Origin of the sequence: Verticiella sediminum, assembly GCF_007558815.1 — a bacterium.
Taxonomy (GTDB): domain Bacteria; phylum Pseudomonadota; class Gammaproteobacteria; order Burkholderiales; family Burkholderiaceae_B; genus Verticiella; species Verticiella sediminum.
Genome location: NZ_VLTJ01000002.1, coordinates 149,935 through 166,351, shown reverse-complemented (window position 1 = coordinate 166,351; position 16,417 = coordinate 149,935). Strand labels below are relative to the sequence as shown.

11 protein-coding genes are annotated in these 16,417 nt (G+C 69.9%); 10 read left to right on the top strand and 1 reads right to left on the bottom strand.

Going from position 1 to position 16,417, the window contains the following annotated elements; genetic code table 11:
* Window positions 1-204: 204 nt before the first annotated feature.
* The 10 genes from FOZ76_RS01370 (at window position 205) to FOZ76_RS01325 (ending at window position 15,861) form a co-directional block, all read left to right on the top strand.
* Complete coding sequence (locus FOZ76_RS01370) at window positions 205-1,035, top strand: IclR family transcriptional regulator (protein ID WP_143946319.1); 831 nt, start codon at window positions 205-207, stop codon at window positions 1,033-1,035.
* Between the two features lie 83 nt (window positions 1,036-1,118).
* The gene (locus tag FOZ76_RS01365; protein ID WP_425473215.1) at window positions 1,119-2,099 is read left to right on the top strand and encodes a tripartite tricarboxylate transporter substrate-binding protein; all 981 of its coding nucleotides are present in this window, start codon (window positions 1,119-1,121) and stop codon (window positions 2,097-2,099) included.
* A 497-nt stretch (window positions 2,100-2,596) separates the two neighbouring features.
* Complete coding sequence (locus FOZ76_RS01360) at window positions 2,597-7,378, top strand: glutamate synthase-related protein (protein WP_143946318.1); 4,782 nt, start codon at window positions 2,597-2,599, stop codon at window positions 7,376-7,378.
* Window positions 7,379-7,475: 97 nt separating this feature from the next.
* Window positions 7,476-8,963 carry a glutamate synthase subunit beta gene (locus FOZ76_RS01355; protein ID WP_143946317.1) on the top strand — a complete coding sequence of 496 codons (1,488 nt, stop codon included), beginning with the start codon at window positions 7,476-7,478 and terminating at the stop codon, window positions 8,961-8,963.
* 128 nt (window positions 8,964-9,091) lie between these two features.
* On the top strand, window positions 9,092-9,550 hold the full coding sequence (locus tag FOZ76_RS01350; protein ID WP_143946316.1) for a carboxymuconolactone decarboxylase family protein: 459 nt from the start codon (window positions 9,092-9,094) through the stop codon (window positions 9,548-9,550).
* Window positions 9,543-10,442: a sigma-70 family RNA polymerase sigma factor gene (locus FOZ76_RS01345; protein WP_143946315.1), complete on the top strand. Its 900-nt coding sequence runs from the start codon at window positions 9,543-9,545 to the stop codon at window positions 10,440-10,442. Before FOZ76_RS01350 ends, FOZ76_RS01345 begins: the two co-directional genes overlap by 8 nt.
* Window positions 10,443-10,509: 67 nt before the next feature.
* Window positions 10,510-12,102 carry a nickel ABC transporter substrate-binding protein gene (gene nikA / locus FOZ76_RS01340; protein WP_143946314.1) on the top strand — a complete coding sequence of 531 codons (1,593 nt, stop codon included), beginning with the start codon at window positions 10,510-10,512 and terminating at the stop codon, window positions 12,100-12,102.
* The gene (gene nikB / locus FOZ76_RS01335; RefSeq protein WP_211365924.1) at window positions 12,099-13,205 is read left to right on the top strand and encodes a nickel ABC transporter permease subunit NikB; all 1,107 of its coding nucleotides are present in this window, start codon (window positions 12,099-12,101) and stop codon (window positions 13,203-13,205) included. The genes nikA and nikB overlap by 4 nt, the downstream gene beginning before the upstream one ends.
* Window positions 13,202-14,116 carry a nickel ABC transporter permease subunit NikC gene (gene nikC, locus FOZ76_RS01330; protein ID WP_211365921.1) on the top strand — a complete coding sequence of 305 codons (915 nt, stop codon included), beginning with the start codon at window positions 13,202-13,204 and terminating at the stop codon, window positions 14,114-14,116. Before nikB ends, nikC begins: the two co-directional genes overlap by 4 nt.
* Entirely contained in the window at window positions 14,113-15,861 is a 1,749-nt protein-coding gene (locus FOZ76_RS01325) for an ABC transporter ATP-binding protein (protein WP_143946313.1), read from the top strand. Before nikC ends, FOZ76_RS01325 begins: the two co-directional genes overlap by 4 nt.
* On the opposite strand, the gene nikR is transcribed toward FOZ76_RS01325, so the two are convergent.
* Window positions 15,849-16,340, bottom strand: coding sequence for a nickel-responsive transcriptional regulator NikR (gene nikR, locus FOZ76_RS01320; RefSeq protein WP_143946312.1), 492 nt, complete (start codon window positions 16,338-16,340; stop codon window positions 15,849-15,851). The two genes, FOZ76_RS01325 and nikR, sit on opposite strands and share 13 nt — an antisense overlap.
* Window positions 16,341-16,417: the final 77 nt, after the last annotated feature.

Here is a 16,417-nt window from a genome sequence, read left to right as displayed (position 1 = left end):
CGCGTTCGCATCCCTGGAACAGCGCGCCGTTTCCCCGGGGCGCGGCTGGCGGCTTCCCGCCGCTCGGGCATTTCGCACCGCGGATTGGTGTTCCGCAATGCTTTACGGCGGCCGCCAGCCGTGCGAATATCGCTCCCAGATCAAAAAACCGCACTCGAATTTCGCAGTGCGAACGGCATACGCCGTCCGGGCAAGGGGAGACAGATGGAAAATTTCGAGGCGCCGGAGAACCGGCAGTTCGTGACGGCCCTGGCGCGCGGCCTGGAACTGCTGCGCTGCTTCCGTCCCGATAGCGCCGAGCTGTCCAACCAGCTTCTCGCGCGGCGTTCCGGCCTGCCGCGGCCCACGGTCTCGCGCCTGACCTACACCCTGCGCACGCTCGGCTATCTCGACTACGACCCCGACAGCGGCAAGTATCGGCTGGGCCCCGGCGTGCTCGCGCTGGGCTACGCCACGCTGGCGGGGGTGGAGCTGCGCGACGTCGCCAAGCCGCACATGGAGCGCCTGGCCGAAGCCACCGGCGTGTCGGTCTCGCTCGGCCGGCGCGACCGCTACAGCATGGTCTATCTGGAGAACACACGCGCCTCGCGCGGCACGCTCACCCTCGGGCTGGGCGTGGGCGACCGCATCCCGCTCATGACCACGGCCATGGGCCGCGCCTACATGTGCGCGCTGCCGGAGGCCGGCCGCGAGGCGCTGCTGGGCTCGCTGCGCCGTGCTTTCCCGCACGAGTGGGAGCACTTCGCGCCGCGCTGGGAGATGGCCCAGCGCGACTATGCCGAGTACGGCTGCTGCTTCTCGTTCGGCGACTGGCACGAGGACATCCATGGCGTGGGCGCCGCCATCCCCTACGGCCCCGGCCACCAGATCTACGGTTTCAATTGTGGCGGCCCGGCGTTTCGCCTGACGCGCCGCTACATGATGGACGAAGTCGCTCCGCGCCTGCGCGAAATGACGCAGGCGCTGATCGATTCCCGTGCTCCCGCCGCCGCACCCGGTGGCGCGCGCGAGCTTCGCACCCGGGCCGCGGCCTGAGGCTGCGCTCCGGGCCCGACCGCCCCACCCAGGCTGCTGTACCCCGACGCGGGCCGATCGCCCGCATCCCTGAAGGAGACACGATGTTCCGTCACAAGACCGCCATGCTGGCGCCGGCACTCGCCCTGTCGCTCGGTGCCTTTGCTTTCACGGCCCATGCGGCTTCCGCCGCCGACAACTTCCCGAACCGTCCGATCCACATCCAGATCGGCTTCTCGCCGGGCGGATCGACCGACGTGCCGTTCCGCGTGTTCGCGGAGAATGCGGCCAAGATCCTCGGCCAGCCGGTCATCATCGAGAACAAGCCGGGGGCGGGCGGCGTGCTGCCCGCCCAGTCCATGCAGAACGCCAAGCCCGACGGCTATACCCTGGCGCAGGTACCCCTGCCCGTGTTCCGCATGAAGTACGTCACCAAGGTCAACTGGGACCCGGTCGAGGATCTGGACTACGTGATCGGGCTGGCGGGCTATACCTTCGGCGTCGTGGTGCCCGCGGATTCCCCCATCCAGGACATGCAGGGCTACCTGGACTACGCCAAGCAGAACCCGGGCAAGCTCACCTACGGCACGCCGGGCGCCATGACCACGCTGCACGTCACGATGGAGATGCTGGCCTCGCAGGCCGGCGTCGAACTCACCCACGTGCCGTACAAGGGCAACTCGGAGTCGCTGCAGGCCGTCGTGGGCAAGCACGTGATGTCGGTCGCCGACACGCCGGGCTGGGCGCCCTTCGTCCAGGACGGCAAGCTGCGCCTGCTCTCGACCTGGGGCGACGAGCGTTCGGAGAAGTTCCCGGACGCGCCCACGCTCAAGGAGCTGGGCCTGGGCATCGTGCAGGCCTCGCCTTTCGGCCTGGTCGCGCCCAAGGGCACCGACCCGCAGATCATCCAGACGCTGCATGACGCCTTCAAGCAGGCCATGGAACAGCCCAACTTCGTCGAGGTGCTGGACCGCTTCGACATGAAGCCGAACTACATGAGCAGCGCCGACTACGCCGCCTGGGCGGCGGAGACGGCCAAGAGCGAGGCCGCGGTGCTGGAAGGGCTGGGGATGACGGTTCAGTAAAGCGCAGGCAAGCTGGCCGCCGAGAACGGCCCTGCCGATGCACCGACAAAGTGCATCGGCAGGGCCGTTCGATTTGGGTGACGGCGAAATCGCCCCGAAATAGTGCAGAGACAGCGTTTTTCGCACCAAAATCTAGCCATATTTATTGGGGACGTACCAAAACAAAAAAGAATCCGTTACACGACCGATGGGCTCGCTGGAAGGTCGATTTTCCCAAGCCCGCCGGGAACCTGTACAGCTTCCGACTGCCAATACATAGACAGCCATGCGCCCTGTAAAATAGGGACGCACCGAAATTTTTTATTGATTTCTGTGCGGTGCAGCAGTATCGTTGCTCGCCTTGGCCATGAATCCGTACCCGACGTGCGTCCGCAGCCGACGCCCCAGCGGGTCCGCCCCAGGCGCGACAGCGCCTCGGCCCGGCGTCGATTCAAGGCCTGTCACGCCGCCCCGCGCGGCGATCGATACACCCCATAACGCGTTAATAGGGAGCAGCCATGTCTCAACCCTCCTGTTCGAGTGCGGACCAAGCGCCGGTCACTGCCGTGGTCGACGCGACCCGCATCGGCCTGCCCGCTCCCCAGGGCCTGTACGATCCGGCCAACGAGCACGACGCCTGCGGCGTCGGCTTCGTCGCGCACATCAAGGGGCGCAAGAGCCACACCATCGTCGAGCAAGGCCTGAAGATCCTCGAGAACCTGGATCACCGCGGCGCGGTGGGCGCCGACAAGCTGATGGGCGACGGCGCCGGCATCCTGATCCAGATCCCCGACGAGCTCTATCGCGAAGACATGGCCGCCCAGGGCGTGACCCTGCCGCCGCCGGGCGAGTACGGTGTGGCCATGGTCTTCCTGCCCAAGGAAACCGCCTCGCGCCTGGCCTGCGAGAGCGAGCTCGAGCGCGCCGTGCGCATCGAGGGCCAGGTGGTGCTCGGCTGGCGCGACGTGCCGGTCGACATGGACATGCCCATGTCGCCGACCGTGCGCAAGCGCGAGCCGGTGATCCGCCAGCTCTTCATCGGCCGCGGCACCGACGTGATGGTGCCCGACGCCCTCGAACGCAAGCTGTATGTGATCCGCAAGACGGCCAGCCACGCCATCCAGAAGATGAAGCTCGCCCACGGCAAGGAATATTTCGTGCCGTCGGCCTCCACCCGCACCGTGGTGTACAAGGGCCTGCTGCTCGCCAACCAGGTCGGCGAGTACTACCGCGACCTGGCCGATCCGCGCGCCGTCTCCGCGCTCGCCCTGGTCCACCAGCGCTTCTCGACCAACACCTTCCCGGCCTGGCCGCTGGCCCACCCGTACCGCCTGCTCGCCCACAACGGGGAGATCAACACGGTCAAGGGCAATTTCAACTGGCTGCGCGCGCGCGAGGGCCTGATGAAGTCCGCCGTGCTGGGCGACGACCTCGCCAAGCTCTACCCCATCGTCTACGAAGGCCAGTCGGACACGGCGATCTTCGACAACTGCCTCGAACTGCTCGTGATGTCGGGCTATCCGCTCGCCCAGGCCATGATGATGATGGTGCCCGAGGCGTGGGAGCAGCACACCGAGATGGACGAGCACCGTCGCGCCTTCTACGAGTACCACGCGGCAATGATGGAACCCTGGGACGGCCCGGCCGCCCTGGTCTTCACCGACGGCCGCCAGATCGGCGCCACGCTCGATCGCAACGGCCTGCGCCCGGCGCGCTACGTCATCACCGACGACGACATGGTGATCATGGCCTCGGAGGCCGGCACCCTGTCCGTGCCCGAGAACCGCATCATCAAGAAGTGGCGCCTGCAGCCGGGCAAGATGTTCCTGATCGACCTCGAACAGGGCCGCATCATCGAGGACGAAGAGCTCAAGTCGCAGCTCGCCGCCGCCCGTCCGTACCGCCAGTGGATCGAGCGCCTGCGCGTCAAGCTCGACAGCCTGCCCGCGCCCGAGCAGGCCGACCTCGAGGAAGCCCGCTCGGCCGTGCCGCTGCTCGATCGCCAGCAAGTGTTCGGCTGGACCCAGGAAGACTACAAGTTCATCCTCGAGCCCATGGCCGCCACGGGCGAGGAAGGCATCGGCTCGATGGGCAACGACGCCCCGCTGGCGGTGCTGTCCAACCGCGCCAAGCCGTTCTACAACTACTTCCGCCAGCTCTTCGCGCAGGTCACGAACCCGCCGATCGACCCGATCCGCGAGCAGCTCGTGATGTCGCTGGTGTCGTTCATCGGGCCCAAGCCCAACCTGCTCGACATCAACAACGTCAACCCGCCGCTGCGCCTGGAAGTCGCCCAGCCCATCCTCGACTTCGACGACATGGCGCAGATCCGCCACGTCGAGCGCGTCACGCGCGGCAAGTTCCGCAGCTTCGAGCTGGACATCACCTACCCGGCCGCCTGGGGCAAGGAAGGCATCGAGGCCTGCGTGGCCGCGCTGTGCTCGCAGGCCGCCGACGCCGTGCAGCAGGGCTACAACATCCTGATCGTGTCCGACCGCAAGGTCGACGAGAACCGCGTGCCGGTGCCCGCGCTGCTGGCCACCTCGGCCGTGCACCAGCACCTGATCCGCGCCGGCCTGCGCACCGCCACCGGCCTGGTGGTGGAGACCGGCTCGGCGCGCGAGGTGCACCACTTCGCGCTGCTCGCCGGCTACGGCGCCGAGGCGATCCACCCCTACCTCGCGATGGAAGCGCTGGCCGCGATGCACCGGGACGGCAAGGCCTCGGCCGAGAGCGCCGCGGCCGCCGAGAAGGCGATCTACCAGTACATCAAGGCGATCGGCAAGGGCCTGAACAAGGTGATGTCCAAGATGGGCATCTCCACCTACATGTCCTACACAGGCGCGCAGATCTTCGAGGCCGTGGGCCTGCAGCGCGCCCTGGTCGACAAGTACTTCACCGGCACCGCGAGCAACATCGAGGGCATCGGCATCTTCGAGGTGGCCGAGGAATCCCTGCGCCTGCACCATGCCGCGTTCAGCGACGACCCCGCGCTGCGCGAGATGCTCGACCCGGGCGGCGAATACGCCTTCCGCGTGCGCGGCGAGGAGCACATGTGGACGCCGGACGCGATCGCCAAGCTGCAGCACGCGACGCGCGCCAACAACTACCGCAACTACAAGGAATACGCGCAGATTATCAACGACCAGAGCCGGCGCCACATGACGCTGCGCGGTCTGTTCGAGTTCCGCTTCGACCCGGCGCAGGCCATCCCGCTCGAGGAGGTCGAACCGGCGGCCGACATCGTCAAGCGCTTTGCCACCGGCGCGATGTCGCTGGGCTCGATCTCCACCGAGGCGCACTCGGTGCTGGCGGTCGCCATGAACCGCATCGGCGGCAAGTCCAACACCGGCGAAGGCGGCGAGGACGAGCTGCGCTATCGCGCCGAAATGCGCAACGGCACGGCCGGCATCAAGGACGGCGACACGCTGGCCTCGATCCTGGGCGAATCGCGCATCGAGGCCGACGTGCCCCTGAAGGCCGGCGATTCGCTGCGCTCCAAGATCAAGCAGGTCGCCTCGGGCCGTTTCGGCGTGAGCGCGGAGTATCTCTCCAGCGCCGACCAGATCCAGATCAAGATGGCGCAGGGCGCCAAGCCCGGCGAGGGCGGCCAACTGCCCGGCCACAAGGTGTCCGACTACATCGCCAAGCTGCGCTACTCGGTGCCGGGCGTGGGCCTGATCTCGCCGCCGCCGCACCACGACATCTATTCCATCGAGGATCTGGCCCAGCTCATCCATGACCTGAAGAACACCAACCCGCGCGCCGGCATCTCGGTCAAGCTGGTCTCGGTGGTGGGCGTGGGCACGGTGGCCGCGGGCGTGGCCAAGGCCAAGGCCGACCACGTCGTGATCGCCGGGCATGACGGCGGCACCGGCGCCTCGCCGGTGTCCTCGATCAAGCACGCCGGTACCCCGTGGGAACTCGGCCTGGCCGAAACCCAGCAGACCCTGGTGCTGAACAACCTGCGCAGCCGCATCCGCGTGCAGGCCGACGGCCAGATGAAGACCGGCCGCGACGTGGTCATCGGCGCGCTGCTGGGCGCCGACGAGTTCGGTTTCGCCACCGCGCCGCTGGTCGTCGAAGGCTGCATCATGATGCGCAAGTGCCACCTGAACACCTGCCCGGTGGGCGTGGCCACGCAGGATCCGGTGCTGCGCAAGAAGTTCCAGGGCAAGCCCGAGCACGTCGTCAACTACTTCTTCTTCGTCGCCGAGGAAGTGCGCGAGATCATGGCCCAGTTGGGCGTGCGCACCTTCGAAGAGCTGATCGGCCGCACCGAGCTGCTCAACATGCGCGCCGGCATCGACCACTGGAAGGCGCAGGGCCTGGACTTCTCGCGCGTGTTCCACCAGCCGGAGGCCGGCGCGGACATCGCGCGCCGCCAGATCGAGACCCAGGACCACGGCCTCGAACAGGCGCTCGATCTGCAGCTCATCGAGCGCGCCAAGCCGGCCATCGAGCGCGGCGAAAAAGTCTCCTTCATCGTGCCGGTGCGCAACCGCAACCGCACGATCGGCGCCATGCTCTCGGGCGTGGTGGCGTCCAAGTACGGCCACGAAGGCCTGCCGCACGACACCATCCACATCCAGTGCAACGGCGTGGCGGGCCAGAGCTTCGGCGCCTTCCTCGCGCACGGCATCACGCTGGACCTGGTCGGCGACGGCAACGACTACGTGGGCAAGGGCCTGTCGGGCGGCACCATCATCGTGCGCTCGCCCAACGACTTCCGCGGCTTCGGCCCCGAGCACATCATCGTGGGCAACACGGTGCTCTATGGCGCCCTGGCCGGCCAGGCGTACTTCAACGGCGTGGCGGGCGAGCGCTTCGCCGTGCGCAACTCGGGCGCCCAGGCGGTGGTCGAGGGCACGGGCGATCACGGCTGCGAGTACATGACCGGCGGCACCGTCGTCGTGCTCGGCCCCACGGGCCGCAACTTCGCCGCCGGCATGTCGGGTGGCGTGGCCTATGTGTACGACCCGGACGGCACGTTCCGCGAGCGCTGCAACCTGGCCATGGTGGACCTGGAGTCCGTGTCGCCCGCGAGCGAGCAGCACAAGACCGGCAACCAGGCGCAGTGGCACATGGCCATGCGCGGCGGCGAGCGCGAGGTCGACGAAGCCATCCTCAAGCGCCTGATCGAGAACCACTTCCGCTACACCGGCAGCTTCCGCGCCCGCGAATTGATGGGCCAGTGGGAGAGCGCGCGCAAGCAGTTCGTGAAGGTCATGCCGAAGGACTACCGCCGCGCCCTGGGCGAGATGTGGCAGGCCGCCAATCCCGCCAAGATGGCCGCGTGATCTGACGGCGTCATCGCGGGATAACTAGACAACCGACCCGCCCGGGACGGCGCCGCGAGGGCGCCGCGTCCGGGCAAGGCTCAGACAGGATCGAAAGATGGGAAAGACCACCGGCTTTCTGGAGTACCAGCGCCTCTCGGAGGCGGCCGAAGAACCGAAGAAGCGCCTGAAGCACTGGCGCGAGTTCGTGCTGCACCTGACGGAAGAGGAAGCCCGCCAGCAGGGCGCGCGTTGCATGGATTGCGGAATTCCGTTCTGCAACAACGCCTGTCCCGTCAACAACATCATTCCCGACTGGAACGACCTGGTCTACCGCAACAACTGGCGCCAGGCGCTGGACGTGCTGCACCTGACCAACAACTTCCCCGAGTTCACCGGCCGCATCTGCCCCGCGCCCTGCGAGGCCGCGTGCACGCTGAACATCAACGATGACGCGGTCGGCATCAAGTCGATCGAGCACGCCATCGCCGACCGCGGCTGGGCCGAAGGCTGGATCGAGGCCCAGCGTCCGCTGCACAAGACGGGCAAGACGGTGGCCGTGATCGGCTCGGGCCCGTCCGGCATGGCCTGCGCCCAGCAGCTCGCGCGCGCCGGCCACAGCGTGACCGTGTTCGAGAAGAACGACCGCATCGGCGGCCTGCTGCGCTACGGCATTCCCGACTTCAAGCTCGAGAAGCAGCAGATCGACCGGCGCGTCGCGCAGATGCAGGACGAAGGCGTGACCTTCCAGACCAGCACCTATATCGGCGACAAGGACGCGGGCGAAGCCTATGCGCAGACGCTCAACCATGCGCTCACGATCAAGACCCCGGACGAGCTCAAGGCCGAATTCGACGCCGTGGTGCTGACCGGCGGCGCCGAGAACCCGCGCGATCTGCCCATCCCGGGCCGCGAGTTGGACGGTGTCCACTTCGCCATGGATTTCCTGCGCCAGCAGAACAAGGTCGTCGCGGGCGATCGCCTCACCGGCCAGATCATGGCCACCGGCAAGCACGTCGTCGTGATCGGCGGCGGCGACACCGGCTCGGACTGTGTGGGCACCAGCAACCGCCATGGCGCCAAGTCCGTGAGCCAGCTCGAACTCATGCCCCGCCCGCCCGAGACCGAGGACAAGCCGATGACCTGGCCGTACTGGCCGAGCCGCCTGCGCACCTCGTCCTCGCACGAGGAAGGCGCCGAGCGCGACTGGGCCGTGACGACCAAGAAGTTCGTCGGCAACAAGGCCGGCAAGGTCGAGAAGATCCTCTGCGCGCGCGTGGAGTGGGTGCGCGACGACGTCACCGGCCAGATGAAGATGCAGGAAGTCGAGGGCTCGGAGTTCGAGCTCAAGGCCGACCTGGTGCTGTTTGCCATGGGTTTCGTCTCGCCCCTGCAGACCGTGCTGGACGCCTTCGGCATCGACCGCGACAACCGCGGCAACGCGCGTGCCAACACCGACGACTACCGCACCTCGGTGGACAAGGTGTTCGCCGCCGGCGACATGCGCCGCGGCCAGTCGCTGGTCGTGTGGGCCATCCGCGAAGGCCGCCAGGCCGCCCGCGCGGTGGACGAGTACCTGATGGGCGCGTCCGAACTGCCGCGCTGACCCTGCGGGCGGGCCGCCCCGCGCGGCCCGGGTTTTTTTCCTGGCATGTCACAACAGCCTGGGCTGGCTCGTCTTGTAAGGGAGCGCTGAAAGGGTTCGGCGCCGCCAACAACGAGGAGTCTCTCATCATGTCACCCCGCATCGATCCCTGGAACGCGGCCCCAGGCCTGCTCAAGCCCTTGCTGGAGCTGGAAGCGAAGCTGCGCGCCAGCGGCCTGGAGCATTCCCTGCAGGAGCTCGTGAAGATCCGCGCCTCGCAGATCAACGGCTGCGCCTATTGCCTGCACATGCACACGCAGGACGCCCGCCAGCACGGCGAGTCGGAGGCGCGCCTGCATTTGCTGGCGGCCTGGCGCGAATCGCCGCTGTACAGTGAGCGCGAGCGCGCCGCGCTGGCCTGGACCGAGGCCCTGACCCGGGTGGCCGACACTTGGGCGCCGGATGCCGACTACGACGGCCTGGGCGCGCATTTCTCGGACGAGGAGAAAGTGCAGCTCACCGTGCTCATCATGGCCATCAACGCCTGGAACCGTCTGGCGGTCGGCTTGCGTTCCGTGCATCCCGCGGCCTGGACGCCCGATGCCTGAGCCGCACGCCGACGCGGGGGATTTCGCCGCCCTGCGGCCCGGCCTGCTGCGCCTGGCCTACCGCATGCTCGGCTCGTGGGCCGAAGCCGAGGACGTGGTGCAGGACGCCTACCTGCGCTGGCACGGCGCCGATCACGCCGCGGTGCGCAACGCCCAGGCGTTTCTCCGGCAAACCGTGACGCGGCTGTGCCTGGACCTGATGAAGTCGGCAGGCCGTCAGCGCCAGACCTACATCGGCCCCTGGGTGCCCGAGCCGGTGCTGGAGGAGCATCCCGGCATGGGCGAGGGCGATGCCCTCACGCTGGCGCTGATGATGGCGCTCGAGCGGCTTTCTCCGCTGGAGCGGGCGGCTTTCCTGCTGCATGACGTGTTCGGCCTGCCGTTCGAGGAAGTCGCGGCCACGCTTGCGCGCGACGCCGCGGCCTGCCGCCAACTGGCCGCTCGCGCCCGCGGACACGTGCAGAAGTCGCGGCCCCGCTATCCGGTCTCGGCCGAGCGCGGCCGGCAGATCGCGCAAGCCTTCTTCGCGGCGTCGCGCAGGGGCGACATGGCGGGCTTGCAGGCGCTTCTGGCGGCCGACGTCCAGGTGCACACCGATGGCGGGGGCAAGCGCCCGGCGGCGCTGGTGCCGCTCTACGGTGCGGACAAGGCGGCGCGCTTTTTCGTATCGCTGGCGCGCAAGGGGCTGGTTTCGACCGCGCCGGTGGTGCGCGAGACCGTCATCGACGGCCTGCCCGGCTTCATCACGCGCGAACTGGACGGCGTGCTGCAAACCACTGCGCTGTGGATCGAGCAGGACCGCATCCAGGGCATCTACATCGTGCGCAACCCGGACAAGCTGCGTGGCCTGCCGAATTTCGACGACCCGCCGAATGCCACGCTGTCGGTATGAAGTTTTTGCCCAGAGATCATACTCGTGCTAGTGTGGCACCCATTGTTTCCGCCGGTCGCCTTGCACCATGTTCCGCCATTGCCTGCGCTCGTTCCTCGCCGCCTGCGTCGTCGTCATGGCTGGCGTCCATCCAGCGCTCGCGCAGACCCTCACCATCGCCTGGCCGCAGAACGTGGGCACCGTCAACCCGCACCTGTATTCCCCCGAGCAGATGTTCGCCCAGGCCATGGTGTACGAAGGCCTGGTGCGCCTGGGCGATGACGGGCGCATCGAGCCCGCGCTGGCGAGCGCCTGGACGATGTCGGAGGACGGCAGGCGCTATCGCTTCACGCTGCGCGAGGGCGTGCGCTTTTCCAACGGCGATCCCTTCGATGCGCAGGCGGTGGCCGATAACGTGCGCGCCATCCTGGAGAACCGCGCGCGGCACGAGTGGCTGGCGCTGATCGAGCAGATCGAGCGGGTCGAGGCGATCGATGCGCGCACGGTGGAATTCGTCTTCAAGAGCGCCTACTACCCCGTGCTGCAGGAACTGGCCCTGGTGCGCCCGATGCGCTTCATGGCGCCGTCGGCCTTCGGCGCGGACGGCGGCACGCGCAACGGCATCCGCGCGCCCATCGGCACCGGCCCCTGGAAGCACGTCGAGACGCGCCTGGGCGAATATGACGTGTTCGAGCGCAACGATGGCTACTGGGGCAAGCCGGCGGGCTACCAGCGCGTGGTGGTCAAGGTGATCCCCGACCCGACCTCGCGCGCGATTGCGCTGCAGACGGGCGAGGTCGACCTGGTCTACGGCATGGGCGGCCTGCTCGCGCCGGACGCCTTCGAGCAGTTCCGCCGCATGCCGGGCTACACGGCCACGCTCTCGCCGCCTTACGAGGGGCTGTCGCTGGCGCTCAATACGGCGCACGGGCCGACGCGCGAGCTTGCCGTGCGCCGGGCCATCAACCACGCGGTGGACAAGGACACCCTGGTCGCCAGCGTGCTGCATGGCTCGCAGCGCCGGGCGGACTTTCTCTTCAACCGCAACGTGCCCTATGCCGACAGTGTCTCGCTGACGTCCTACGCCTACGCCCCGGCGCGTGCCGAGGCCTTGCTGGAGGCGGCCGGCTGGCTGCGTCCGCGCCCCGGCGCCGTGCGCGAGAAGGACGGCGCGCGGCTCACGGTCGAGCTGCTCTACACCGGCACCGACGGGGTCATGAAGTCGCTCGCCGAAGTGCTGCAGGCCGATCTCGCCAAGGCGGGCATCGGCGTGGCCTTGCGCGCGGAAGAGGCCGGCAGCGTGCAGGCGCGCATGCGCGACGGACGCTTCGGCATGGTGTTCAACCGCACCTGGGGCGCGCCCTACGACCCGCATGCCTACGTCGGTTCCATGCGCTCGCCCTCCCATGCGGACTACCAGGCGCAGCGCGGCCTGCCGGAAAAGGCCGCGCTGGACGCCGACATCACCCGCGTGCTGTCCACCGTGGACGAGGCCGAGAGGCGCACGCTGTACGCGCGCATCCTGCGTACCTTGCACGAGGAAGCGGTCTATCTGCCGCTGACCGAAGTCGGCGCCATTGCCGTCGCGCGCGCCGCGCTGGGCGAGATCCCCTTCGCGCCCATGTCCAGCGAACTGCCGCTGGCGCGCATGCAGCCGCCTTCGGGCGAGGCACGCCGGTGAGCGCGACGAGCGCCGGGCAGGCGCCGCCGCGTGCCACGCCGCGCCGCGACGGCCTGGCGGCCTACGTGCTGCGCCGCGTGGCCGTGCTGCCGCTGATGCTGCTGGGCGCTTCGCTGGCCATCTTCTTCATGCTGCGGCTGGGCGCGGGCGACCCGGCGCTCGACTATCTGCGGCTGTCGCAGGTGCCGCCCACCGATGCCGCGCTGGCCGAGGCGCGGCAGACCCTGGGGCTGGATCGCCCGGCCGCGGTGCAGTACCTGGACTGGCTGGCCGCCGCCCTGCGCGGCGATCTGGGCGTCTCGTATGCCACGCGGCGCCCGGTCATGGACGACCTGCTGCACTATCTGCCGGCCACGCTGCAACTGGCGGGCGCGGCCTTCGCGCTCACGCTGCTGGCGTCCGTCCCGCTGGGCCTGTGGGCCGCGCGCCACCGCGAGCGCTGGCAGGACCACGTGGTGCGCGCCGTGTGCTTTCTGGGCGTGTCCATGCCCAATTTCTGGCTCGGCTTCCTGCTGGTGCTGGGCCTGTCCGTCACCCTGGGCTGGCTGCCGCCCATGGGCAGGGGCGGGTGGGCGCACCTGGTCATGCCGGCCATCGCAGTGTCCTTCATGTCGATGGCCATCAACGCGCGGCTGCTGCGCGCGAGCCTGCTCGAGGCCGGCGGCCAGCCGCACGTGCGCTATGCGCGGCTGCGCGGGCTGTCCGCGGGCCGCGTCGAGCACGCGCACATCCTGCGCAACGCGCTCATCCCCGTCGTCACCGCGAGCGGCATGCACCTGGCCGAGCTCATCGGCGGCACCCTGGTCGTGGAAAGCGTGTTCGGCTGGCCGGGGGTCGGCCGCTACGCGGTGTCCGCGATCTTCAACCGCGACTATCCGGTGATCCAGGGCTTCGCGCTGATGATGGTCGTCATCTTCGCGGCCTGCAATCTGGTGGTGGACGTCGCCTACGCCATGCTCGATCCGCGCATGCGCGCGGCGCGCGGGCCGGCGCCGGAACGCGAAGCCGATACCGGTGGCCCCGCCAGCCCGACCCGCTTCACCGGCCCCGCCAGCGCCGATGACGCCCTGTGCCCTAGCGCCGTGCCCGGAGCCCGATCATGATCGGCACGCGTCGCCGCCGCCTCGCGCAGGCCGCGCTCGCCGACGTGTCCGCCGCGGGCGGGGTGCGGGCTGCCCGTCCGTCGTATCGCCCGGCCATGTCCGGGCTGCATCGCGCCGCCCTGCTCGGCATGCTGCTGCTGGTCGCGCTGGCCGTGGCCGGCCCCTGGCTCGCACCGTGGGACCCGACCGAGGTGGCGCTCGGGCGGCGGCTGCAGGAGCCGTCGCTGGCCCATTGGATGGGCACCGACCATCTGGGCCGCGACGTGTTCTCGCGCATCCTCGCGGGCGCGCGCGTCACGCTGGGCTCGGTCGCGGCCGCGCTCGGGATCATCCTGGCGCTGGGCATCGCCGTGGGCGGGGTCGCGGGCTACGTGGGCGGCCGGGTCGATGCGCTGCTCATGCGCGTGTGCGACGTGTTCCTCACTTTTCCCACGGTCGTGCTCTCGCTCTTCATGGTGGGCGTGCTCGGCACCGGCATGGTCAACGTGGTGATCGCCATCGGTCTGTCGCACTGGGCCTGGTATGCCCGCATCGCGCGCGCGCAGGTGCTCGCGGTGCGCGAGCGCGACTTCATCCTGGCCGCGCGGATGGCGGGCGCCGGGCCGTGGGCGATCTTTCGCCGCCACCTGCTGCCCGCGATCGCCGCGCCGCTCGCCGTGCTGGCGAGCCTGGACCTGGGCCACATGATGCTGCACGTGGCCGGGCTGTCCTTCCTGGGGCTGGGCGTCGCCGCGCCCACGCCCGAATGGGGCGTGATGATCGGCGATGCGCGCCAGTTCGTCTGGACCGCCCCCTGGCAGATGGTGTGGCCGGGCGTGGCGCTGTTCGTCTCGGTCATGGTGTGCAACATCGCCGGCGACGCCTTGCGCGACCGGCTCGATCCGGCCGTGCGCGCGGGGGTGCGGGAATGACTGCGCCAGCGCATGCCCCCGCGCACGCCCATCCCGCGGCCGACGCCGTGCGCGGCGGGAGCGTCCGGGATACGGCCCGGCGCGGCCTGGCGCTGAGCGAGCTGGCCGTACACGACGGCGCCGGGCGCGTTCTCGTGGACGACGTGGCGTTGGCCCTGCACCCGGGCAGGGTGCACGCCCTGGTGGGTGCCAGCGGCTCGGGCAAGTCGCTGTGCTGCGCGGCGATCATGGACCTCATGCCGCCGGGTGCGCGGCGCGTGGGCGGCACGGCCAGGCTCGACGGCGCCGACGTGGCGCTGGCCGGGCTGCGCGGCCGCCATGTCGCCGTCGTGCTGCAGAACCCGCGCAGCGCCTTCAATCCCCTGCTGACCATGCGGAGCCACGTGCGCGAGACCTGGCGCGCCTGGCACGGCGGCGCCGAGGCCGCCCTGGCATCGGCCTGCGCGCGTGCGCTGGCCGACGTCGAGCTGGACGCCTCGGTGCTCGATCTGCGGGCGCACCAGATGAGCGGCGGCATGCTGCAGCGCATGATGATCGGGCTCGCCCTGTTGTGCGACGCGCCCTATGTGCTCGCCGACGAGCCGACCACCGATCTCGATGCGCTCACGCAGGCCCGCGTCCTGGACGTGCTCGAACGGGCCGTGCGCGAGCGCGGCCTGGGCCTGCTGCTCGTCACGCACGACCTGAGCGTGGTGGCGCGGCTAGCCGACGAGGTGGCGGTGATGGCGCAGGGGCGCATCGTCGAGCGCGCGGGGGTGGCGAGCTTCTTCTCCGCGCCGAGGCATGCGGTGTCGCGCGGGCTGGTGCAAGGGCACTTGTCGTTGTATGCGCCCGACCGTCCGCCGACGCAGGCACCTTTCGCGGCGGCGCAGGACGGGCAGGGTGGCGCGTTCCCCGGTTCAGTCGTCCTGCGCGAGCCGAGCGCACGGCTGGCCGGCACCGGGCTGAGCCAGCGCTACGGCGGCGCCGGCTGGCGGCGCAGCGGCGCGCGGGCCGTGCTGCACGAGGTGTCGCTCGCCGTGGCGGACGGCGAATCGGTCGCCCTGGTCGGGCGCAGCGGCTGCGGCAAGAGCACGCTGGCGCGTCTGCTGCTGGGGCTGGAGACGCCGGCCCGCGGCGCCATCCGCTATGACGGCCAGGCGGTGACTAGCCTGCGCGGGCCGGCGCGGCTGGCGTGGCGCGCCGCCGTGCAGGGCGTGTTCCAGGACCCCGGCTCGGCGGTCGATCCGCGTCTGTGCGTGGGCGACATCGTCGCCCAGCCGCTGCGCCACCTGTGCGGCCTCTCGGGCTCGGCGCTGCGCGAGCGCGTGGCGGCGTTGCTGACGATGGTGCGCCTGTTGCCGGAGGACGCCGCGCGCCCGGCACTGCACTTGAGCGGCGGCCAACTGCAGCGCGTGTGCATCGCGCGCGCGCTGGCCAGCCGGCCGCGCGTGCTCGTGCTCGACGAGGCGGTGTCCAGCCTGGATCTCGCCCTGCAGCTCGACCTGCTCGACCTGCTGCACGCGCTGGCGCGCGCGCATGCCATGGCGCGCCTCCTGATCACGCACGATCTGCGCCTGGCGCGCCGGTATGCGACGCGCATCGTCGCCATGCACGACGGGCGCATCGTGGACGAGAGCCGACGCACCGGCCGCGCCGACGAGCCCGCCTGGACACCGTTCGCGCATCCGGCCGCGCTGGCCCTGCAGGCGGCGATGCTGCCGGCCGGGCCGTCGGCGCGCGGGGCGCGCGATCAGGCGGCCTGACCGCCGTCGTCGTCGCCCTTGCCGGACGCGTGGCCATGGTGGTGGTGGGTGTGCCCGTGCGCGGCCTCGGTCGCAATGTTCGCCGGGATCAGCGCCAGATGGCCGTAGCGCACGCCGCGCTGGCTGGTCAGGCCGTCGGCAAAGGCGCGCAGCTCGTCGGCGCGGCCCTTGAGCACGCTGACTTCCAGGCAGGCGTGCTCGTCCAGGTGCACGTGGGTGGTCACCACCGACAGGTCGTGGCGATGGTGCTGCGCGCTGGTGAGCCGCTTGGAGAGGTCGCGCAGGTCGTGGTCGTACACGTAGGATAGGGTCGCGAAGCAGGGCGCCTGCGCCTGCGCCGCGCCGCCTGCCGGCTGCGCCAGGCCCGCCCTCACCAAGTCGCGAAACGCTTCCGACCGGCTGGCGTAGCCGCGTTCGCGGCACAGCGCGTCCACGGCGGCGAGCAGGTCGTCTTCTAGGGTGATGGTGAGGCGTCGCATGGCGGGGCTCGGGCCGGAACGGCGGCCCCCGAGTATCCCCGAGCGCGGGCGGGGCGGCAAGCGGCCGGACGGGCGTC

Excerpts from the sequence above, each read along its gene's own strand:
- FOZ76_RS01325 (WP_143946313.1), top strand. The coding sequence starts at position 14,113 with ATGACTGCGCCAGCGCATGCCCCCGCGCACGCCCATCCCGCGGCCGAC.
- FOZ76_RS01370 (WP_143946319.1), top strand. The coding sequence starts at position 205 with ATGGAAAATTTCGAGGCGCCGGAGAACCGGCAGTTCGTGACGGCCCTG.
- FOZ76_RS01365 (WP_425473215.1), top strand. The coding sequence starts at position 1,119 with ATGTTCCGTCACAAGACCGCCATGCTGGCGCCGGCACTCGCCCTGTCG.
- FOZ76_RS01355 (WP_143946317.1), top strand. The coding sequence starts at position 7,476 with ATGGGAAAGACCACCGGCTTTCTGGAGTACCAGCGCCTCTCGGAGGCG.
- nikR (WP_143946312.1), bottom strand. The coding sequence starts at position 16,340 with ATGCGACGCCTCACCATCACCCTAGAAGACGACCTGCTCGCCGCCGTG.
- FOZ76_RS01350 (WP_143946316.1), top strand. The coding sequence starts at position 9,092 with ATGTCACCCCGCATCGATCCCTGGAACGCGGCCCCAGGCCTGCTCAAG.
- nikA (WP_143946314.1), top strand. The coding sequence starts at position 10,510 with ATGTTCCGCCATTGCCTGCGCTCGTTCCTCGCCGCCTGCGTCGTCGTC.
- FOZ76_RS01360 (WP_143946318.1), top strand. The coding sequence starts at position 2,597 with ATGTCTCAACCCTCCTGTTCGAGTGCGGACCAAGCGCCGGTCACTGCC.
- FOZ76_RS01345 (WP_143946315.1), top strand. The coding sequence starts at position 9,543 with ATGCCTGAGCCGCACGCCGACGCGGGGGATTTCGCCGCCCTGCGGCCC.
- nikC (WP_211365921.1), top strand. The coding sequence starts at position 13,202 with ATGATCGGCACGCGTCGCCGCCGCCTCGCGCAGGCCGCGCTCGCCGAC.